The organism is Burkholderiales bacterium (assembly GCA_035560005.1).
In the GTDB taxonomy this organism is placed as follows: Bacteria; Pseudomonadota; Gammaproteobacteria; order Burkholderiales; family Eutrophovitaceae; genus DASRFY01.
This window is the reverse complement of the sequence record DATMAN010000077.1, coordinates 1-21,451: the sequence shown is the minus strand read 5'-3', so window position 1 is coordinate 21,451 and position 21,451 is coordinate 1. Positions and strand designations below refer to the sequence as shown.

Here is a 21,451-nt window from a genome sequence, read left to right as displayed (position 1 = left end):
GCGAGGGCGCGCGCCACGCGCGCCCGCAGCGCGGGATGCTACCGCATCCGCGCCGCTCGGGGGCCGGCGCGTGCCTCAGGCTACCTGCGCCGCGGCCGGTTCGTACGAGAGGTTGGGCGCGAGCCACTTCTCCACCGCTTCCAGCGGCAGATTCTTGCGGCGCGCGTAGTCCTCCACCTGATCGCGGTCGATCCGGGCCACCGCGAAATAATGCGAGTCGGGATGCGAGAAATAGAAGCCGCTGACCGCGGCGGCCGGCAGCATGGCATAGGACTCGGTGAGCACGATGGCCGCGTTTGCGGGCGCGTCCAGCAGCGAGAACAGCGGTCCCTTTTCCGTGTGGTCCGGACAGGCCGGATACCCCGGCGCGGGACGGATGCCGCGGTACTTCTCCGCGATCAGTTCCTCGAGCGTGAGGTCCTCCTCCGGGGCGTAGGCCCACAGCTCGCGCCGCACGCGCAGATGCATCAGCTCCGCGAATCCTTCGGCCAGGCGATCGGCCAGGGCCTTGAGCATGATGGCGTTGTAGTCGTCGTGGCGCGCTTCGTAGTCGGCCACGCGCTCGTCGATGCCGATGCCGCTGGTCACCGCAAAAGCGCCGAGATAATCGCGCACGCCGCTGTCCCTGGGCGCCACATAGTCGGCGAGGCAGTGGTTGAAGCGGTCGGCGGGCTTGACCATCTGCTGGCGCAGGAAATGGAAAGTCGTCAGCGGCTCCCGGCGCGACTCGTCCGCGTACACCTCGATGTCGTCGCCCACGCTGTTGGCCGGGAAAAGCCCGACCACCGCGTTGGCGGTGAGCCACTTCTCTTCGATGATGCGCGCGAGCATCTTCTGTGCGTCGTCGAACAGGTTGCGCGCCGCCTCGCCCACGATCTCGTCCTGCAGGATCTGGGGATAGCGGCCGGACAGCTCCCAGGTCAGGAAGAACGGCGTCCAGTCGATGACCTTGGCGATCTCGGCGAGCGGATAGTCGCGGAACACGTGTATTCCCGGGTGCCGCGCCACCGGCGGGGTGTACTGCCGCCAGTCGGTCCGGAAACCGTGGCGGCGCGCTTCCGCGATCGGGTGGTGCGGGCCCTGGCCCTTCTTGCCCAAGTGCTGGCTGCGGGTCTTCGCCGCCTCCTCCTTGACCTTGCGCACGTAGTCTGCGCGCAGTTCTTCGGAGAGCAGGCTGGTGCACACGCCCACCGAGCGCGAGGCGTCCGGGACCCAGACCGTCGGGCCGGAATAATTCGGCTCGATCTTCACCGCGGTGTGCACCCGCGAAGTCGTGGCCCCGCCGATCAGCAGGGGAATGCGAAAGCCCTCGCGTTCCATCTCCCTGGCGACATGGGCCATTTCCTCCAGCGAGGGCGTGATCAGCCCCGACAGCCCGATGATGTCAGCGTTGTGCTCGCGCGCCGTCTTCAGGATCCTGTCCGCCGGCACCATCACGCCCAGGTTGACGACCTCGAAATTGTTGCACTGGAGCACCACGCCGACGATGTTCTTGCCGATGTCGTGCACGTCGCCCTTGACCGTGGCGATCACGATCCTGCCCTTGGGCTTGGAGCCGGTTTTCTCCTTCTGCGCTTCGATGAACGGCAGGAGGTAGGCAACCGCTTCCTTCATCACGCGCGCCGACTTCACGACCTGCGGCAGGAACATCTTGCCCGCGCCGAACAGATCGCCCACCACGTTCATGCCGTCCATCAACGGGCCTTCGATCACCTGGATCGGATGCTCGAACTGCCGGCGCGCCTCTTCGGTATCCTCGACGATATAGGCGTCGATGCCTTTGACCAGCGCGTGGGTGAGCCGCTGCGCGACGCTGCCCTTGCGCCACTGCAGGTCCTCGACCGCGGTCTTGGTCTGCGCCTTGTAGCCTTCCGCGAATTCCACCAGGCGCTCGGTAGCATCCGGCCTGCGGTTGAACAGCACGTCTTCCACGCGCTCCAGGAGGTCCTTCTGGATCTCCTCGTAGACGCCGAGCTGCCCGGCGTTGACGATGCCCATGGTCATGCCGGCCCTGATCGCGTGGTACAGGAATGCCGTGTGGATGGCTTCGCGCACCGGATCGTTGCCGCGGAAGGAGAACGAGATGTTCGACACCCCGCCGGAGACCTTGGCGTGGGGCAGCGCCTTGCGGATCGCGCGCACGGCCTCGATGTAGTCGATGGCGTAGGTGGCGTGTTCCTCGATCCCGGTCGCCACCGCGAAGATGTTCGGATCGAAGATGATGTCCTCGGGCGGGAAACCCGCCTCCTTCACCAGCAGGTGATAGGCGCGCGTGCAGATCTCGATGCGGCGCGCCAGGGTGTCGGCCTGGCCCTGCTCGTCGAACGCCATCACCACCGCCGCCGCACCGTAGCGGCGCACGAGCCTCGCGTGCCTGAGGAACTGCGCCTCGCCCTCCTTCAGGCTGATGGAATTGACGATGCCCTTGCCCTGGATGCACTTCAGCCCCGCCTCGATCACCTCCCACTTCGAGGAGTCGATCATGATCGGCACGCGCGCGATGTCCGGCTCGGAGCCGATCAGGTTCAGGAAGCGCGTCATCGCCGCTTTGGAGTCGAGCATCGCCTCGTCCATGTTGACGTCGATGATCTGCGCGCCGTTGTCCACCTGCTGGCGGGCGACCGACAGGGCCTGGGCGAAGTCCCCGGCGAGGATCATGCGGGCGAAGGCGCGCGAGCCGGTGACGTTGGTGCGCTCGCCGACGTTCACGAACAGCGAGTCGTCGCCGATGTTCAGCGGCTCGAGCCCGGAGAGCCGCAGCTTCTTCTCGATCGCCGGGACGCGCCGCGGGGGCACACCCTGCAGCGCCTGAGCGATCGCGCGGATGTGGGCCGGCGTCGTGCCGCAGCACCCGCCGGCGATGTTCAGAAACCCCGCCCGGGCGAACTCGCGCAGGAAGGAGGCGGTGTACTCCGGCGTCTCGTCGTATTCGCCGAAGGCGTTGGGCAGTCCCGCATTCGGGTGCAGGCTCGTGCGCACGTCGGCCACGCGCGACAGCTCTTCGATGTGGGGGCGCAGGTCCTTGGCACCCAGCGCGCAGTTCAGTCCGATCGAGAACGGCCGCGCATGCGCCACCGAGTTCCAGAACGCCTCGGGCGTCTGGCCCGAGAGCGTGCGCCCGCTCGCGTCGGTGATGGTGGCCGAAATCATGACCGGCAGGCGCATGCCGCGCTTGTCGAAAAAGGCTTCGATCGCGAACAGCGCCGCCTTGCAGTTCAGGGTGTCGAACACCGTCTCCACCAGCAGCAGGTCCACACCGCCGTCGGTCAGGCCGCGCACGCACTCGGTATAGGCTGCGACCAGCTCGTCGAAGCTGACGTTGCGCCGGCCCGGATCGTTGACGTCGGGGGAGATCGAGGCGGTGCGGTTGGTGGGGCCGAGCACTCCAGCCACGAAGCGCGGGCGCCCGGGCGTGCGCCGGCTCCAGGCCTGTGCGGCCTCGGAGGCGATCCGGGCGCCCGCGCTGTTCAGCTCGTAGACCAGGTGCTGCAGGCCGTAGTCGGTCATCGAAACCGAGTTGGAATTGAAGGTGTTGGTCTCCACGATGTCGGCGCCCGCTTCCAGGTACGCCTCATGGATGCCGCGAATCACCGCCGGCTGGGTGAGCGTGAGCAGGTCGTTGTTGCCGGTCTGATCGCAGTGATGGTGGTGGAAGCGATCGCCGTGATAGTGATCGCGCCCGAGCTTGTGCCCCTGGATCATGGTGCCCATGGCGCCGTCCAGGATCAGGATGCGCTCTTCGCACAGTTGCGCGAGCAGTTGATGTCGTTTGTCCGCCATGAAAACAAAAAACCCGGCCGCAGGCGCGGTCGGGTTCTTCCGGTCCCACGCTTTAGCGGCATTTGTTACGCGCCCGCAAGCTGCGGCTCAAATCGGCGCGGATGGGCGAAAGGTAGCCGTTTGGCGCTGGGCTGTCAACGTGAGCGGGCCGGTGATCGACCGATCAAGCCAACCGTGACCAGCCGGTCACCTCACGGGCTCGCAGTTTTCACCCGAGCGTCACCCCCAGCCATTTGCCGATCAGGAAAGTCAGTGCCCCGGCTGCGCCGCCGATCGCGAGCATCCTCAGTCCGCCGGCGAAAGCCTGGCGGCCGGTGAACAGGCTGAGCGCACTGCCGACCGCGAACAATGCGGCCGCGGTCAAGGCGATCGACACCGCGAGCGCGCCGCCTCCGGCGGAGAACAGGAAAGGCAGCAAGGGGATCAGCGCGCCCGCCGCGAACGAAGCGAACGAGAAACCGGCCGCGCCCCAGGGCGAACCCAGAGCATCCGGATTGAGTCCCAGCTCTTCGCGCGCGAGCGCATCGAGCGCCTTGCCGGGATCGGCGACGATGTCGTCCGCCATGCGCTGCGCGTGCGCGCGCGGCACTCCGCGGGCTTCGTAGATCAGCGCCAGCTCGCCGGCCTCTTCCTTCGGGTACTGTTTGAGCTCTTCGGCCTCGAGGCCGATCTGGTATTCGAACATCTCGCGCTGCGAGCGCACCGAGACGTACTCGCCCGCCGCCATGGAAAAGGCGCCCGCCAGCAGCCCGGCGACTCCAGACAGCAGGATCACTTCGTTGTGCGAGGTCGCGCCCGCCACGCCCAGGATGAGGCTCGCGTTGGACACCAGCCCGTCGTTGACGCCGAAGACCGCGGCGCGCAGGTTGCCTCCGCCGGCGAGCCCGCGATGCCGCCCCTCGGCACCGGAAGCGGCGCCGGGAACGTAGTGGCGCGGGTCCACCGTGGCGTACAGCGACATGCCGCGCACCTTCATCGCCGCGAGCACGCCACGCGTGGCCCGCGGCCCGAGCGAGCGGGTGAGCCGCGCGACGATCCGCGTGCGCAGATCGGGCTCGTAGTCCTGCGGGACTGCGCCGCCCTGGCGCCGGATCTCCCCGGCCCAGATCTGCGCCTGCTTGTCCGCCTCGGCGGCCAGCTCCCGGAACAGCGCCTCGCGCGCGGTGCCGCGCTCGCACTCCGCGACCACGCGGTACAGATACGCCGAGCGCTTTTCCTCTATCCAACTATCCAGTGCATGCATGGGCGTGCAAGAGAAAGAAACCAGACTCTCACCGCGGAGGGCGCGAGGCAAACGGAAGACGGAACCCTGCAAAGCACACCACCAAGGCACAAAGACACAAAGGAGCACGAGGACAGCACATCCAGTTCTTCCTTGTGTATCTTCGTGTCTTCGTAGCTCGCTCTTTTTCTCGGATTCATCCGCGTCCGCAGCGTCCTGCGCGGTGAGAGCTTCGGTTTCGACTCAGGAGCGTTCGAAGCGGCGGTACTGGATCGCCTCGGCGACGTGCGCAGCCCTCACGCCTTCAGCGCCGGCGAGGTCGGCGATCGTGCGCGCGACCTTGAGCACCCGATGATACGCGCGGGCCGACAGCCCGAGGCGGGTGAGCGCGGAGCGCGCGAGTCTTTCGCCTTCGGCGTCCGGCGCGCACAGCGCTTCGATCTGCTTGACGCCCAGCAGCGCGTTCGGCTTGTCCTGGCGCCGCATCTGGCGCTCGCGCGCGGCGGCGACGCGCTCGCGAATCTGTGCGCTCGATTCACCGCTCTGCCGCGACGCGAGGTCGGACTCGGGCACGGCGGGCACCTCGATGTGCAGATCGATGCGATCCATCAGCGGCCCGGAAATGCGGTTGCGGTAGCGCGCCACCTGCTCCGGGGTGCAGCGGCAGCGCCCGCTGTAGTGCCCGAGATAGCCGCACGGGCAGGGATTCATCGCGGCCACGAGCTGGAAGCGGGCCGGGAACTGGGCCTGCTGTGCGGCGCGCGAAACGACGATGCGGCCGGACTCCAGGGGCTCGCGCAGCACTTCCAGCACCTCGCGGCCGAATTCGGGCAGTTCGTCCAGAAACAGCACGCCGTTCATGGCGAGCGAGATCTCTCCGGGGCGCGGATGACTGCCGCCGCCCACCAGCGCGACCGCCGAGGCCGTGTGGTGAGGCGCGCGGTAAGGCCGCCGTTTCCAGTCGCGCACGTTGAAGCCCTGGGAGCCGAGCGACTGGATGGCGGCCGATTCCAGCGCCTCCTCGTCGCTCATCGGCGGAAGGATTCCGGCCAGCCGTTCGGCCAACATGGTCTTGCCGGTACCGGGCGGCCCCACCATGAGCACGCTGTGTCCGCCGGCCGCCGCAATCTCCAGCGCGCGCTTGGCCTGCAACTGGCCCTTCACCTCCGCCATATCCGGACCATCCGGCGGGGCCGCGACCGCCGCCGGTGGGCGGGGCTGGAGCACCTGCTTGCCGCACAAATGGGCGAAGACCTCCAGCAGCGAACCGGCGGGCAGTACGGTCGCCTGCGGGACCAGCGCGGCCTCTTCGGCGCTCGCTTCCGGCAATACGAAACAGCGTCCGGAGCGATGCGCGCGATAGGTCATGGCCAGCGCGCCGCGGATCGGGCGCAACGCTCCGGTCAGGGCCAGTTCGCCGGCGAACTCGTAGCGCGACAGCGCCTCGCGCGGCAACTGGCCCGAAGCGGCGAGGATGCCGAGCGCGATGGGCAGGTCGAAACGGCCGCTTTCCTTGGGAAGATCGGCAGGCGCGAGATTGACGGTGATGCGCCTCGCTGGAAACTCGAAGCGGCAGTTGACGAGCGCCGAGCGGACCCGGTCGCGCGCCTCCTTCACCTCGATTTCCGGCAAGCCCACGATGGTGAAGCTGGGAAGTCCGTTGGCCAGGTGCACTTCGACCGTGACCTCCGGCGCGTCCATTCCGGCCAGCGCGCGACTAAAGAGGACCGCGAGGGACATGGAAAGACCGGGATGCAGGCGGAAAGATCAAGGATGCGGCGCAGAAGCGCATGCGGCGCGCGTGCTGCGGCGCCGCGCGCTGCGCGGGACCGCTGACACGACCTCCCCGTTTTCGATTTCTCGGTGTCCTTTGGGGGCGGTGAGGTCTTTCAGGCCGGCACCGTCATTGCGCGTCTCTCGTCTCTCGCTTCATGCCCTCGGCCTTGCCCCTCGCTTCCAGTTGCGCCACCCGCGCCTCCAGCTGTTCCAGCTTTTCGCGCGTGCGCCGCAGGACCTGCATCTGCGCGTCGAGTTCTTCGCGCGTCACCAGGTCGAGCCGCTCCAGCCATGCGGTGAACAGCGCGCGCAGGTTCTTCTGCATATCGCCGACCGGAGTACTGGCGATCACCTCCGCGGCACGGCGACTGATCTCATCGATGAACCTGCGATCCACGCAAAAAGCCTCCTCGCCGGCCCCAGTGTAGCAAACCGCTGCGGCCGAAAGCGTTCGCACCATCGGGGTGCCCGTGACGGCCGCGGCGCTTCTGATTGGTGCACCGGAGTCTGGCCACACCCAGGCATGCACGATAAGCGATTGAGTTCCATGAAGAACAGGACTGGCACGCGGTATGCAGACAGCACAGCCCGCTTGTTTTCGCGTCGTCTTACTGCACAAGGAACCAGGATCATGTTCAAGAAGAAACTCATCGCGACGGCCGTGGCCGCGGTGTTCGCTCTGCCGGGAATGTCGCTCGCGCAGGACGCGGCTTCGCCTCACACCCTCACCGCGAACATCGGATTCTTTTCCGACTATTCGTTTCGCGGGCTGACGCAGACGATGGAGGAACCCGCAGTCCAGGGCGGGTTCGACTACGTGCATTCGAGCGGGCTGTACCTCGGCACTTGGGGCTCGAACATCAGCGGAATCCAGTTCGCGGACGGCTCGCTGGAGTGGGATTTCTACGGCGGCTGGAGCAAGGCCTTCGGCGATTTCGGCATCAACGGCGGCGCCGTGTACTACTACTATCCCGGCGCCGAGATCACCGGGACCGGCGAGTCCTACGACACGCTGGAACTCGTGCTCGGCGGTTCCTGGAAGTGGCTGAGCGCCAGGGTGTACTACGCCGTGACCGACTTCTTCGGCTGCAACGCCACCAGCTGCCCTTCGGCATTCAACGACGACAGCAAAGGCTCCATCTATTTCGACCTGTCGGCCACCTATCCGGTGACGGATGCGTTCTCGGTCACGGCTCACGTGGGCAAGCAGACCGTGGAGGGAAGCATTATCGATCTGGACTACACCGACTACAGGATCGGCGCCAACTACCTGTGGGAGGGCTTCAACTTCGGGCTCGCCTACAAGGACACCGACGCCGAGGAAGCGAACTACACGGTGACGAAGGCCAACGGCGAGCAGGTGTTTCTCGGCGATGGCACCGTCATCCTGTCGGTGACCCGGACTTTCTGATGGATTCACGCAACCGGGCCCGGGGCCAGCCGGGCCCTTTTTCTTCACACAAGACCAGGGAGGCAGCATGAAACTGGTAACCGCGATCATCAAGCCGTTCAAGCTTGACGAGGTGCGTGAGGCCTTGTCCGCCGTCGGCGTGCAGGGGATCACAGTGACCGAAGTCAAGGGTTTCGGCAGGCAGAAGGGGCATACCGAGCTCTACCGTGGCGCCGAGTACGTCGTCGATTTCCTGCCCAAGGTCAAGATCGAGGCCGCGATCAAGGACGACATGCTCGAGCAAGTGATCGAAGCGATCGAGAAATCGGCCAGCACCGGCAAGATCGGCGATGGAAAGATCTTCGTCTTCGACCTTGAGCAGGTCGTTCGCATCCGCACCGGCGAAACCGGCGCCGATGCCCTATAGGGAGACCAACATGATCAAGAGAATTCTGACGCTGCTGGCGCTGTGTGCCGCCTTGTGCGGCGCGACGGCACCGGTCCTTGCGCAGGACGCGGCGCCCTCACCCGCCGCCCAGGCGGCGGCGCAAGCCCCGGCGGCTGCCGCGCCCGCCCCGACGGTCAACAAGGGCGACACGTCCTGGATGCTGGTCGCCACCGTGCTGGTCATCCTGATGACGATTCCGGGACTGGCGCTGTTCTACGGCGGGCTGGTGCGCGCCAAGAACATGCTCTCGGTGTTGATGCAAGTGTTCACGATCTTCTGCCTGATCGCGGTGCTGTGGGCGATCTACGGATACAGCGTGGCCTTCACGGAGGGCAACGCCTTCTTCGGGGGCTTGAGCAAGATGTTCCTGAAGGGCGTGAACGGCGAGTCGCTGGCGGCGACCTTCAGCAAGGGCGTGTATATCCCCGAATACGTCTACATCGTGTTCCAGCTCACCTTCGCCGCGATCACGCCCGCGCTGATCGTGGGAGCCTTCGCCGAACGCATGAAGTTCTCGGCGGTGCTCGTGTTCATGGTGATCTGGTTCACCTTCTCCTACCTGCCGATCGCGCACATGGTGTGGTACTGGGCCGGCCCCGACGCCTACACCGATGCGGCGGCGGCCGAGGCCGCAGGCGCGACCGCGGGCTTCCTGTTCCAGAAAGGCGCGCTGGACTTCGCGGGCGGAACCGTGGTGCATATCAACGCCGGCATCGCCGGGCTGGTCGGTGCGCTGTTGGTCGGCAAGCGCATCGGCTATGGCAAGGAAGCCATGCCGCCCAACAACCTGGGACTGACCATGGCCGGCGCTTCGCTGCTGTGGGTGGGCTGGTTCGGTTTCAACGTGGGCTCGAACCTCGAGGCGACCGGTCTGGCCGCGATGGTGATGGTCAACACGCTGCTCGCCACCGCCGCGGCGGCCCTGTCGTGGATGTTCGTCGAGTGGATGGTGCGCGGCAAGCCCACCATGCTCGGCATCGCTTCCGGCGCCATCGCCGGCCTGGTGGCGATCACGCCGGCCTGCGGCTTCGTCGGGCCGATGGGCGCGCTGGTGCTCGGCATCGTCGCCGGCGTGGTCTGCCTCTGGGCGGTGATCTGGCTGAAAGCCAAGCTCGGCTACGACGACGCCCTCGACGTGTTCGGCGTGCACGGCGTGGGCGGGATCATCGGCGCCCTGGGGACCGGCATCTTCGCTTCGCCCTCGCTCGGCGGCACTTCGTGGTATGACTACGTGGCCAACGCCGCGGGCGAGTTCTCGATCGCGGGACAGCTCACGTCACAGGGCTGGGCGGTGCTCACCTCGCTGATCTGGTCCGGCGTCGTGGCCGCGATCGCCTTCAAGGTGACCGACCTGATCGTGGGGCTGCGCGTGCCCGAAGACCAGGAGCGCGAGGGCCTGGACTCCACCCAGCACGGGGAAATGGCCTACCACAGCTAGCGCGTCGTTCGCGCGCGAGCAGCGCGGGCAACAGCGACGGGCGCCTTCGGGCGCCCGTCTTGTTTCCAGAGCTTTGGCACCGGCCGGCCTGCGCGAAGGTGCGGGGGCCGGGAAGGGTGCTTTGATACAATCCTTCGACCCCCTTGCCGGAATCCCCATGACCCTTCCTTCCCTGTCCACCACGCTGACGGGACCGCTGCTGTCGCTGGAGAAGCAGTTTCTGGATGCCATGCCGGCGATCGAGCACTGGTTCCGCGGCCAGTGGCAGGACCACGCCGCGCCGTTCTATGCCTCCACCGATCTGCGCAACGCGGGATTCAAGCTCGCGCCGGTGGATACCAATCTCTTTCCCGGCGGATTCAACAATCTGAACAAGGCGTTTCTTCCGCTGTGCGTTCAGGCCGTGATGAGCGCGGTCGAGAAAGTGTGCCCGGATGCGCGCGGCTTCCTGATCGTTCCGGAGAACCACACGCGCAATATCCACTACCTGCACAATGTCGTGGCGCTCAAAGGCATCCTTCAGCTCGCGGGTTTGAAGGTGCGCGTGGGCACCCTGCTGCCCGAAATCAGCGCGCCGACCACCTTCGATCTGCCCAGCGGGGACAAGCTCACGCTCGAGCCGCTCGTGCGCCGCGGCAACCGGCTCGGGCTGGCCGATTTCGACCCCTGCACGATCCTGCTGAACAACGACCTCTCGGCGGGAGTTCCGGAGATCCTGAAGAACCTGGAACAGCCGGTCATCCCGCCGCTGTACGCCGGCTGGTCGACGCGGCTCAAGTCCAACCACTTCACCGCCTATGAGGAAGTCGCGGGCGAGTTCGCAAAGCTCATCGGCATCGACCCCTGGCTGATCACGCCCTATTTCGCCACCTGCGGCGAGATCGATTTCCAGGAGCGCGTGGGCGAGGAATGCCTGGCGAGCTGGGTCGATCACATACTGGCCAGGACCCGCGAGAAGTACCGCGAGTACGGCATCGACCATGTGCCCTTCGTCATCGTCAAGGCCGACGCCGGCACCTACGGGATGGGCGTGATGAGCGTGAAGGACCCCTCGGAAGTGCAGGGCCTGAACCGCAGGCAGCGCAACAAGATGGCGGTGGTCAAGGAAGGACTGCAAGTCACCCACGTGATCGTGCAGGAAGGCGTGCACACCTTCGAGACCATCAACGGCGGCGTGGCCGAACCGGTGATCTACATGATCGATCACTTCGTGGTCGGCGGCTTCTACCGGGTGCACACCCAACGCGGCGTCGATGAAAACCTGAACGCCCCAGGCATGCACTTCGAGCCCCTGCCATTCGACATCAGCTGCATGCAGCCGGAGATCGACGCCAATCCGGACTGTCCGCCGAACCGCTTCTATGCCTACGGGGTCATCGCCCGCCTGGCGCTGCTCGCTGCCGCGGTCGAGCTGGAGCGCATGGAGCAGGCCCGGGAAATCCCGAACGACCCCGCCGTTGCGGCCCCGCGCGTCGCCCGCGCGTAGACAGTGACGAGCGACCGGGCGTCACCGCCTCCATGAAGCTCGCGTTCGTTCTCGACCCGCTCGAGTCGATCAAGACCTACAAGGACTCCTCCTACGCGATGATGCGCGAGGCGGCCAGGCGCGGGCATTCGCTCGCAGTCCTGCACCAGGAGGACCTGGTCTGGAAGGATCGGCGGGTCGTGGCCTTCACGCGTGCGCTGCGCATTACCGGCGACGCGCACCACTGGTACGACACCGGGGAGCGGACGGCAACCGCGCCCGAGTCGTTCGACTTCGTGCTCATGCGAAAGGATCCTCCTTTCGACATGGAATACGTCTACAGCACCTATCTGCTCGAGCTGGCGCAGGCGCAGGGGGCGCGCGTGGTGAACGACCCGCGCGCCCTGCGCGACTTCAACGAAAAGCTGGCCATCACCCGATTCCCGCAGTTCACCGTGCCGACCCTGGTCGCGCGCGACGAAGCGCTGATCCGCGCCTTTCTCGCCGAGCACGGCGACATCGTGCTCAAGCCGCTGGACGGCATGGGGGGCAGCTCGGTCTTCCGGTTGCATCGCCAGGACCACAACGTCGGCGTGGTCATCGAAACGCTCACGCACTATGGGCGGCGCACGATCATGGCCCAGCGCTTCATCCCCGAGATCAGCGAAGGCGACCGGCGCGTGCTGGTGATCGGCGGCGAGCCGGTGCCGTACGCGCTGGCGCGAATCCCGAAGCCGGGCGAGACCCGCGGCAACCTCGCGGCGGGTGGCCGCGGCGTGGCGCAGCCGCTCACTGCGCGCGAGAAGGAAATCGCGCTCGCACTCGGGCCGGAACTGAACAAGCATGGCCTGATGCTGGTGGGGCTGGACGTGATCGGCGGCTGGCTGACCGAAGTCAACGTCACCAGCCCGACCTGCATGCGCGAGATCGAGGATCAGACCGGGTTCAACGTCGCCGGCATGATGATCGACGCGCTGGAAAGAGCGAGGACGAAGGCGCAAGGAGATGAAGGATGAGGGCGCCTTCATCCTTCCTCCTTCCTCCTTCATACTTGTATCCATGGTCGGAATCCTGCTGATCACCCACGGCACGCTCGGCGAGAGCCTGATCCATTGCGCAAGCCACGTCATGGGCAGTCGTCCCCCGCTGCTGATGCAGATCGGCGTCACGCCGCACGACGATCCGCAGCAGATCCAGCCGCAGGCCATCCGGCTCATCAAGACGCTGGACCAGGGCCAGGGCGTGCTGGTGCTCTCCGACATCTACGGCGCCACGCCCTGCAACATCGCGCTCACGCTGCTCGCGCCCGGCAAGGTCGAGGGGGTGGCCGGCGTGAACCTGCCGATGCTGGTGAGAGCGCTGACCTATCGCGACGCACCGCTGGCGACGGTCGTCGGCAAAGCCGTTTCCGGCGGCATGGAAGGCATCGTGCGGCTGCCCTTGCCCCAGTACGAGAATGCAACAGCGGCAAGTCGAAATCGCTAACAAGCTGGGGCTGCACGCCCGCGCCTCGGCCAAGCTCACGCAGCTCGCGGGCAAGTACCGCAGCGAAGTGTGGATCTCGCGCGACGGCCGCCGGGTGAACGCCAAGAGCATCATGGGCGTCATGATGCTCGCCGCCGCCAAAGGAGCGACGGTGACCCTGGAAACCGACGGCCCCGACGAAAACGAGGCCATCGACGCGCTGGTGCGCCTGATCGAAAGCAAGTTCGACGAAGGAGAATGAGCGCGTGACGAGCGATGCGTGACGAGCCAGGTCTCCTGCAGGTACCTCACCCGTTAACGGTCGGCGGTCACCGTCCCGCGGCAATGAGCTTCACCATCCACGGCATCGGCATCTCGGGCGGCGTCGCGATCGGGCGCGCGCAGCTCGTGTCTCACGCCCAGCTCGAAGTCGCCCACTACGACATTCCGAAGTCGCGGGTGGCGCAAGAAAAGGCGCGATTCGACGCGGCGGTGACTCAGGTGCGCAGTGAATTCGCCGCACTCTCGCAGCATGTGCCCGCCGGCGCCCCGCCGGAATTCGCGGCGTTTCTCAATCTGCACCGCATGATCCTCGACGATCCGACCCTGTCGGAAGCGCCCAAGACGCTGATCGAGAGCCAGTCGTGCAACGCCGAGTGGGCGCTGAAGCTGCAGATGGAGGAACTGCTCGATCAGTTCGCGAGCATCGAGGACGGCTACCTGCGCGAGCGCCGCAACGACATCATCCAGGTAGTCGAGCAGGTGTTGAAGGCGCTGATGGGCCAGCCCGGACGCGCGGTGCGTGCGCTGCCCGGGGGCAACGCGATCCTCGTGGCCCACGATCTGTCGCCGGCCGACGTCATCCTCTTCAAGCAGCACCAGTTCGCGAGCTTCATCACCGATCTGGGCGGTGCGACCTCGCATACGGCGATCGTCGCGCGCAGCCTCAACATCCCCTCGGTGGTGGCGCTGCACCACGCGCGCACCCTGATCCGCGAGAACGAGCTGTTGATCGTGGACGGCAGCAACGGCGTGGTCATCGTCAACCCCGACAAGACGGTGCTCGGGGAATACAAGCTGCGCCAGGAACAGTGGGAGATCGAGCGCCAGAAGCTCAAGCGCCTCAAGCGCACCCGCACCACGACGCTCGACGGCACGCCGATCGAGCTGCAGGCCAACATCGAGTTGCCGGAAGACGTGGCGGACGCCAAGGAGAACGGCGCGGAAGGCATCGGCTTGTTCAGAACCGAGTTCCTGTTCCTGAACCGGCGCGATCTGCCGAGCGAAGACGAACAGTTCGACGCCTACCGCAGGGTCGTCACCGAGATGGACGGGATGCCGGTCACCATCCGCACCTTCGATCTGGGTGCCGACAAGCAGCTCGACGCAGGCGGCCGGGTGACGCCCAACCCGGCGCTGGGACTGCGCGCGATCCGGCTGTGCCTCGCCGAGCCGCACATGTTCCATCGACAGTTGCGCGCCATCCTGCGCGCGTCCCACTACGGCAAGGTCAAGTTGCTGATCCCGATGCTGTCGTCGATCGCCGAGCTGAACCAGACGCTGCATCTGGTACAGGAAGCCAAGGCCAGCCTCGAGCGCGACGGCATCCCCTACGACCGCAAGGTCCAGGTGGGAGGCATGATCGAGGTGCCGGCGGCGGCGCTCTCGCTCAACATGTTCATGCGCCGGCTCGACTTCATCTCGATCGGCACCAACGACCTCATCCAGTACACGCTGGCGATCGATCGCAGCGACGATTCGGTCTCCCACCTCTACGACCCGCTGCACCCGGCCGTGCTCAACCTGCTGTCGCACATCATTCGCAGCGCGAACCGGGCGGGCAAGCCGGTTGCGATCTGCGGCGAGATGGCGGGCGATGTAAAGCTCGTGCGGCTGCTGCTGGGCCTGGGGCTGCGGCAGCTCTCGATGCATCCGGCGTATCTGCTGGCTGTCAAGCAGGTGGTGTTGAAGACCGACCTGCCGGAAATCCTGGTGCTCACGCAGAAGATGCTGCGCAGCGACGAGCCTGACCGCCTGAGCAGCCTGCTCGCCCGCATGAACCGTTGATGATGCGGCGCACCGCAAGGACCCCGGAGACACAGAAGCACCGAGACGGTGTTGAGACCTGCCAGGCGAGTGCCCGCGCCCGAGACGTTCCGGTCTTTCTCCGTGCCTTCCTGTGTTCGAGTGTCGCTCTTCTTCCGCGCCCCCGTGTCTGCGTGGTCGGTTCGTAAATGCGGATCGATTCTGAACAACTCCCCCGGCAACTGAAGCGCGGGCTGGCGCCGCTGTACGTGGTCTACGGCGAGGAGCTGCTGCTCGCGCTGGAGGCGGCCGACCGGATCCGCGCCGCGGCTGCGGCCGCAGGTCACGAAGAACGCAAGGTGCTCATCGCCGAAGCGGGCTTCGACTGGAACGAGGCGCTCGCCGCGGGCGCGAATCTGTCGCTGTTCGCGTCCAAGCGACTCCTCGATCTGCGCATCCCGTCCGGCAAGCCCGGCAAGGAAGGCGCCGAGGCGCTGGCGCAGCTCGCACGATCGCTTCCCGAAGACACGATCGTCCTGATCGGCCTGCCCGAACTGGATCGTCAGGCGCTGGCATCCGCCTGGTTCGAGGCACTGGAGCGCGCGGGCGTCGCCGTGCACGCGGCAGCGGTCGCACGCGAGCGCTTGCCGCAGTGGATCGGGCAAAGGCTGGCGGCACAGGATCAGCACGCCTCCGAGGAAACGCTGCACTTCGTCGCCCAGCGTGTGGAAGGCAACCTCATGGCCGCGCATCAGGAAGTGATGAAGCTTGCCCTGCTCTTTCCCCCCGGAGAACTGCAATTCGAGGACGTGAAGAACGCGGTGCTCGACGTGGCCCGCTTCGACGTCTTCGAGCTGGGGCCGGCGATCCTGCGCGGCGAACGCGCGCACTTCGTGCGCATGCTCGATGGCTTGCGCGCCGAGGGCGTCGCCCCGCCGCTCGTGCTGTGGGCGATCGCCGAAGAAGCGCGCGTCATGGCGCGTATCAAGCGCCTGGTGGCGCGCGGCGCGCCGCTGCCCCATGCGATGCGCGAGGCCAGGGTCTGGGGACCGCGCCAACAATGGATGCCGAAAGCACTGGAGCGGCTGGACCAGGCCTCGCTGCTCGAAGCGCTGGCCGCGGCGGCTGAAGTGGACCGGATCATCAAGGGGTTGAGCGAAGGCGACGCGTGGGATGCGCTGCTGCGGCTCGGTCTTGCTCTGATGCCGGAGGCGAACGACGGGATTGGCGGTAGAATTTCCGCGTAGCCGCCACCGGGATCCTCATGGATATCCAGTCTTACATGCACGCCGTCGGGCGCGCCGCGCGCGCCGCTGCTCGCGCCCTGGCCAAGGCCGAGACGCGCGCCAAGGACGCGGCGCTGCTCGCACTGGCCGAAGCCATCGAGCGCGACGCCTCGCGTCTGCTCGAAGCCAATGCCCGGGATGTCTCCAGTGCGAAAGCCGAGGGGCTGGAATCCGCCATGATCGAGCGCCTGACCCTCGGCGAGAAGAGCATTGCGGCGATGGCCGAGGGCTTGCGCCAGATCGCGCAACTGCCCGATCCGGTGGGGGAGATCACCGAGCTGCGCTACCGGCCGAGCGGCATCCAGGTCGGCCGCATGCGCGTGCCGCTCGGCGTGATCGGCATCATCTACGAGTCGCGCCCCAATGTGACCGCCGACGCGGCCGGACTATGCCTGAAATCGGGGAACGCCGCGATCCTGCGCGGCGGTTCCGAAGCGATCCATTCCAACCAGGCCATCGCGCGCTGCGTGCACGAAGGGCTGCGCAAGGCAGGGCTGCCCGAGGATGCGGTGCAGGTGGTCGAGACGACCGATCGCGCCGCGGTGGGCGAGCTGATCGCGATGAAGGACTACGTCGACATCATCGTGCCGCGGGGCGGCAAGAGCTTGATCGAACGCATCGCCAGCGAGTCGCGCATCCCGGTGCTCAAGCACCTGGATGGCGTGTGCCACGTGTACATCGACGAACGCGCCGACCTCGACAAGGCGATCCGCATCGCCGACAACGCCAAGACCCAGCGCTACGGGACCTGCAACACCATGGAGACGCTGCTGGTGCATCAGGGTATTGCGTCGCAGGTGCTGCCGCCGCTGTGCCGGATCTACCTCGAGAAGGGCGTCGAGCTGCGCGGCGACGAGCGCGCGCGGGCGATCGTTCCACGGATGCTGCCCGCGACCGAGCAGGACTGGTACACGGAGTATCTGGCGCCGGTGCTGGCGGTGCGCGTCGTGGAAGACCTCGATCAGGCGATCGAGCATATCGCCGTGTACGGCTCGCAGCACACCGACGCCATCGTGACCGAGGACGTGGCCCGGGCGCGGCGTTTTCTGCGCGAGGTCGATTCCTCTTCCGTCATGGTCAACGCCTCGACCCGGTTCGCCGACGGGTTCGAGTACGGCCTGGGCGCGGAAGTCGGCATCTCGACGGACAAGCTGCACGCGCGCGGCCCGGTCGGCCTGGAGGGGCTGACCTCGCTCAAGTGGATCGTGCTCGGCGACGGCCACGTGCGTACATGACGGCCGGAATCAATCACAGATGAGCCAACCGATCGAAGTGAAAGTGCCGGACATCGGTGACTTCAAGGACGTCCCGGTGATCGACGTGCTGGTCAAGCCGGGCGAGCGGATCGAGAAGGAGGCTGCGCTCGTCACGCTGGAGTCCGACAAGGCAACCATGGACGTGCCCTCTCCCGCGGCAGGGGTCGTCAAGGAGATAAAGGTCAAGCTCGGCGACAAGGTCTCCGAGGGCAGCCTCATCCTGCTGCTCGAAGCGGTGGACGCGCAGGCAAAGGCTCCGGCCGCACCGGCGCCGGCCAAAGCCGAGGCGCCCGAGGCGGAAGCCGCCAGACCCGCCGCGGCGCCACCGCCCGCGGCGCCGGCGATCGTATCGGACAGTCCCGCCGCCAAAGGCGATCTGCACGCCGACGTGGTGGTGCTGGGGTCGGGCCCGGGCGGCTACACGGCGGCGTTCCGCGCCGCCGATCTCGGCAAGCAGGTCGCGCTGATCGAGCGCTATCCCACGCTGGGCGGCGTGTGCCTGAACGTCGGCTGCATTCCCTCCAAGGCGCTGCTGCACGCCGCGCGGGTTGTGGCGGAAGCAGAGGAGATGAGCCACTACGGCGTCGTGTTCGGAAAGCCGGCGATCGAGCTGCCCAAGCTGCGTGGCTGGAAGGAAAACGTGGTGGGCCGGCTGACGAAGGGACTGTCCTCGCTCGCCAAGCAGCGCAAAGTGACCGTCGTGCAGGGCGTGGGGAAGTTCGTCTCGCCGCACATGATCGAAGTGACAGGTGCGGAGGGCGTCAAGAAAGTGTCGTTCGACTACGCCATCATCGCGGCGGGCTCGCAGTCCGCGCGCATTCCGGGCTTGCCCTACGACGACCCGCGCCTGCTCGATTCCACCAGCGCGCTGGAGCTGTCCGACATCCCTCCGCGGCTGCTGGTCATCGGCGGCGGCATCATCGGACTGGAAATGGCCTGCGTCTACGACGCGCTGGGCTCCAAGATCACCGTGGTCGAGCTGCTCGACGGGTTGATGCCGGGCGCCGACCGCGACCTGGTCAAACCGCTGCAAAAGCGCATCGAGAAGCGCTACGAGGCAATCCACCTCAAGACCAAGGTCGTCCGGCTCGAGCCCGTTTCCAACGGACTGAAAGCCACCTTCGAAGGACAGAGCGCGCCGCAGCCGCAGGTCTTCGACCGTGTCCTGCTCGCCGTTGGCCGGCAGCCCAATGGCAAGGCGATCGGCGCCGAGGCGGCGGGCGTGACGGTGGACCAGCGCGGTTACATTCCGGTCGACAAGCAGATGCGTACCAACGTGCCGCACGTCTTCGCGATCGGCGACGTCTGCGGCGAGCCGATGCTCGCGCACAAGGCCACTCACGAAGGCAAAGTCGCGGCCGAGGTGATCGCCGGCCACAAGGCGGCGTTCGACGCGCGTACCGTGCCCTCGGTCGCCTACACGGACCCCGAGGTCGCGTGGATGGGGCTGACCGAGACGCAGGCGAAGACGCAGGGGATCGCCATCGAGAAGGCCGTGTTCCCGTGGGCGGCGAGCGGGCGCGCGCTGGCCACCGCGCGCGACGAAGGCATGACCAAGCTGATCTTCGATGCCGCCAGCCGGCGCCTGCTCGGCGCGGGCATCGTCGGACCCAACGCCGGCGAGCTGATTTCCGAAACGGTGCTGGCGCTGGAAATGGGGGCCGACGCGCAAGACATCGGGCTTACCATCCACCCGCATCCAACGCTTTCCGAGACCGTGTTCTTCGCGGCCGAGATCGCCGAAGGGTCGATCACCGACCTGTACATGCCCAAGAAGAAATAACGGCATGCCTCGCGGAGGTGCGACATGCAGATGATCCTCTCCGCTCCGGAACGCTTCGTCGCATCCTGCGTGCCGCCGCGGCGGCTGGACTCGCCTGTCCTCTGGTTCGTGTTCCAGGGCAGTCAGATTCTGGTGCAAGCCGCGCCGCAGGGGGTGCGCATACCTCAGGCGCGTTCGCTCGCCGATCTGGGCCTCGCGTCGGTACGCTCGCAATATCTGGGCGCACTCGGCAACGTTCCGTGCTTCACCGCCGAGGTGGAAGAGAGCTCACCGGCGCCGCCGGGCATGAAGTGGTCCGGACTGCGCGCGCTGTTCGGCGCGCTGGATGACACGGTGTTCGCGCTGGCCGGCCGCGCCTTCCAGATCATGGACTGGGACCGCTCGCACCAGTTCTGCGGCCGTTGCGGCACGCCGACGCAGCTCAAGCCCGGCGAGCGCGCGCGTGCATGCCCGCGCTGCGGGCAGCTTCACTATCCGCGCATCGCGCCGGCGGTGATGGCGCTGGTGCGCAGGGGTCGCGACTTCCTGCTGGCCCGCTCGCCGCACTTCCCGCCCGGCATGTACTCGGCGCTGGCCGGGTTCTCGGAACCGGGCGAGACGCTGGAACAGACGCTGACCCGCGAGGTCGAGGAAGAGGTCGGCATCCATGTATCCAATCTGCGCTATTTCGCCAGCCAGCCGTGGCCGTTTCCGCATTCGCTGATGATCGCGTTTCACTGCGACTACGCCGGGGGCGAACTGCACCCGGACCCGATGGAAATCGAGGCCGCGGACTGGTTCAGCGCCGAGCGGCTCCCGCAGGTGCTGCCCAGCCCGATCAGCATCTCGCGGCGGCTGATCGAAGCCACGCTGGCCGAGCTGAGAAACGCGCGCTAGACACGCAAGCAGCACCAAGGACGTCAAGGAAAGGGGGAGCAGCCATGTTGCGAATCTGGGGCCGTGACAATTCGGTGAACGTCCAGAAAGCCCTGTGGGTATGCGAGGAGATGGCGCTGCCCTACGAGCGCATCGACGCCGGCGGCACCTTCGGTGTGGTCAATACGCCGCAGTACCGTAATCTCAATCCCAACGGTCTGGTTCCCACCATCGAGGACGACGGCTTCGTGCTGTGGGAGTCGAACGCCATCGTGCGCTACCTCGCGGCCAAGCACAGCGCGGGCAAGCTGTGGCCCGAGGATTTGAAGGTGCGCGCCGAAGCCGACAAGTGGATGGACTGGCAGACCACGACCTTCTGGCCGACCTTCCGCCCGTTGTTCTGGAACATGGTGCGCACGCCGGTCGACCAACGCGACGAGAAGGCGATGGAGGAGTCGCGGCTGCGCACCGGCGAGATCCTCGGCTATCTGGACGCGCATCTGAGGAACCGCGCGTTCATCGCGGGCGAAGCTTTTACCATGGGCGACATCCCGATGGGCTGCGCCATCTGGCGCTGGATGTCGCTGCCGATCGAGCACCCGGATCAGCCCAACCTCAGACGCTGGTTCGACGCGCTCACGCAACGCCCCGCCTACAAGAAAGTGGTGATGCGGCCGATCACCTGATCGCCGCCCGACACCGAAGCCAACACAGCGAAGAAGTCGAGCACCCATGCAGAACCGAATGATCGAAAACCTCCGCCGGTGGCTTTGCGCAGCGCTGGGCGCGCTGCTGCTGGCTGCGAGTCCGGCGCACGCGCGTTATGTCGCGCTCGGCCACGTCGATCTGAGCTTCTACGAAGTGACCGCCGCGCTCATCCAGCTCGTTCTGGAGCGGCTGAACTACAACGTGGCGCTGAAGAAAGGCACGCACAGCCAGATCTATCCGCAACTGGGTGCGGGAGAGATCGACCTGTTCGTCGCCGCCTGGCTGCCGCACGCCCACGCGAGGTACTGGGAGGAGTACAAGGCCGACCTGGTGAAGATTACGCGTCTGTACGGCGACGCGAAGCTGTTCTGGGCGGTACCCGACTACGTGCCGGCTTCCGAGGTCCGGGCGGTCGCCGATCTGCTCAAGCCCGAGGTCGCCGCCAGGATGGACAAGACCATTCGCGGGCCCGGCGCCGATTCGGGGCTGATGATCGGGTCGAAGAAAATCGTCGAGGAATACCGTCTGGACGCGGCCGGCTATCGGCTCGTGCCG

General features: G+C 66.6%; 18 protein-coding genes. 14 read left to right on the top strand and 4 right to left on the bottom strand.

Features of this window, described 5'->3' with window-relative positions:
* Window positions 1-75: 75 nt before the first annotated feature.
* The 4 genes from metH to VNM24_11750 all read right to left on the bottom strand — a co-directional run bounded on the left by metH (window position 76) and on the right by VNM24_11750 (window position 7,175).
* Window positions 76-3,780: a methionine synthase gene (metH, locus tag VNM24_11765; GenBank protein HWQ39264.1), complete on the bottom strand. Its 3,705-nt coding sequence runs from the start codon at window positions 3,778-3,780 to the stop codon at window positions 76-78.
* 208 nt (window positions 3,781-3,988) lie between these two features.
* A complete protein-coding gene (locus VNM24_11760; GenBank protein HWQ39263.1) occupies window positions 3,989-5,023 on the bottom strand; it encodes a VIT1/CCC1 transporter family protein in 1,035 nt (344 codons plus the stop codon).
* Between the two features lie 222 nt (window positions 5,024-5,245).
* Window positions 5,246-6,742, bottom strand: a complete 1,497-nt coding sequence (locus VNM24_11755) for a YifB family Mg chelatase-like AAA ATPase (GenBank protein HWQ39262.1) — start codon at window positions 6,740-6,742, stop codon at window positions 5,246-5,248.
* 163 nt (window positions 6,743-6,905) lie between these two features.
* Entirely contained in the window at window positions 6,906-7,175 is a 270-nt protein-coding gene (locus VNM24_11750; protein HWQ39261.1) for an accessory factor UbiK family protein, read from the bottom strand.
* A 234-nt stretch (window positions 7,176-7,409) separates the two neighbouring features.
* Between VNM24_11750 and VNM24_11745 the strand changes: the two genes are divergently transcribed.
* From VNM24_11745 to VNM24_11680, 14 genes are all read left to right on the top strand, one after another.
* Complete coding sequence (locus VNM24_11745; GenBank protein HWQ39260.1) at window positions 7,410-8,189, top strand: TorF family putative porin; 780 nt, start codon at window positions 7,410-7,412, stop codon at window positions 8,187-8,189.
* 67 nt (window positions 8,190-8,256) lie between these two features.
* On the top strand, window positions 8,257-8,595 hold the full coding sequence (gene glnK, locus VNM24_11740) for a P-II family nitrogen regulator (protein HWQ39259.1): 339 nt from the start codon (window positions 8,257-8,259) through the stop codon (window positions 8,593-8,595).
* On the top strand, window positions 8,585-10,054 hold the full coding sequence (locus tag VNM24_11735) for an ammonium transporter (protein ID HWQ39258.1): 1,470 nt from the start codon (window positions 8,585-8,587) through the stop codon (window positions 10,052-10,054). The genes glnK and VNM24_11735 overlap by 11 nt, the downstream gene beginning before the upstream one ends.
* 157 nt (window positions 10,055-10,211) lie before the next feature.
* Window positions 10,212-11,540: a glutamate--cysteine ligase gene (gene gshA / locus VNM24_11730; protein HWQ39257.1), complete on the top strand. Its 1,329-nt coding sequence runs from the start codon at window positions 10,212-10,214 to the stop codon at window positions 11,538-11,540.
* 32 nt (window positions 11,541-11,572) lie between these two features.
* On the top strand, window positions 11,573-12,535 hold the full coding sequence (gshB, locus tag VNM24_11725; protein HWQ39256.1) for a glutathione synthase: 963 nt from the start codon (window positions 11,573-11,575) through the stop codon (window positions 12,533-12,535).
* Window positions 12,525-13,004, top strand: coding sequence for a PTS fructose transporter subunit IIA (locus tag VNM24_11720; GenBank protein HWQ39255.1), 480 nt, complete (start codon window positions 12,525-12,527; stop codon window positions 13,002-13,004). Before gshB ends, VNM24_11720 begins: the two co-directional genes overlap by 11 nt.
* Window positions 12,976-13,245 carry an HPr family phosphocarrier protein gene (locus VNM24_11715; GenBank protein HWQ39254.1) on the top strand — a complete coding sequence of 90 codons (270 nt, stop codon included), beginning with the start codon at window positions 12,976-12,978 and terminating at the stop codon, window positions 13,243-13,245. The genes VNM24_11720 and VNM24_11715 overlap by 29 nt, the downstream gene beginning before the upstream one ends.
* A gap of 83 nt (window positions 13,246-13,328) precedes the next feature.
* A complete protein-coding gene (gene ptsP, locus VNM24_11710) occupies window positions 13,329-15,050 on the top strand; it encodes a phosphoenolpyruvate--protein phosphotransferase (protein ID HWQ39253.1) in 1,722 nt (573 codons plus the stop codon).
* Window positions 15,051-15,217: 167 nt separating this feature from the next.
* Window positions 15,218-16,255 (top strand): DNA polymerase III subunit delta, encoded by a 1,038-nt coding sequence (gene holA / locus VNM24_11705; protein HWQ39252.1) that lies wholly within the window; start codon window positions 15,218-15,220, stop codon window positions 16,253-16,255.
* A gap of 17 nt (window positions 16,256-16,272) precedes the next feature.
* Window positions 16,273-17,529: a glutamate-5-semialdehyde dehydrogenase gene (locus tag VNM24_11700; GenBank protein ID HWQ39251.1), complete on the top strand. Its 1,257-nt coding sequence runs from the start codon at window positions 16,273-16,275 to the stop codon at window positions 17,527-17,529.
* A 19-nt stretch (window positions 17,530-17,548) separates the two neighbouring features.
* The gene (gene lpdA, locus VNM24_11695) at window positions 17,549-19,333 is read left to right on the top strand and encodes a dihydrolipoyl dehydrogenase (protein HWQ39250.1); all 1,785 of its coding nucleotides are present in this window, start codon (window positions 17,549-17,551) and stop codon (window positions 19,331-19,333) included.
* A gap of 24 nt (window positions 19,334-19,357) precedes the next feature.
* Entirely contained in the window at window positions 19,358-20,209 is an 852-nt protein-coding gene (gene nudC, locus VNM24_11690; protein HWQ39249.1) for an NAD(+) diphosphatase, read from the top strand.
* A gap of 44 nt (window positions 20,210-20,253) precedes the next feature.
* Window positions 20,254-20,874, top strand: a complete 621-nt coding sequence (locus VNM24_11685; protein HWQ39248.1) for a glutathione S-transferase — start codon at window positions 20,254-20,256, stop codon at window positions 20,872-20,874.
* Window positions 20,875-20,932: 58 nt separating this feature from the next.
* Window positions 20,933-21,451 (top strand): glycine betaine ABC transporter substrate-binding protein (locus VNM24_11680; protein ID HWQ39247.1); only part of this gene is annotated, 519 nt, incomplete at its 3' end.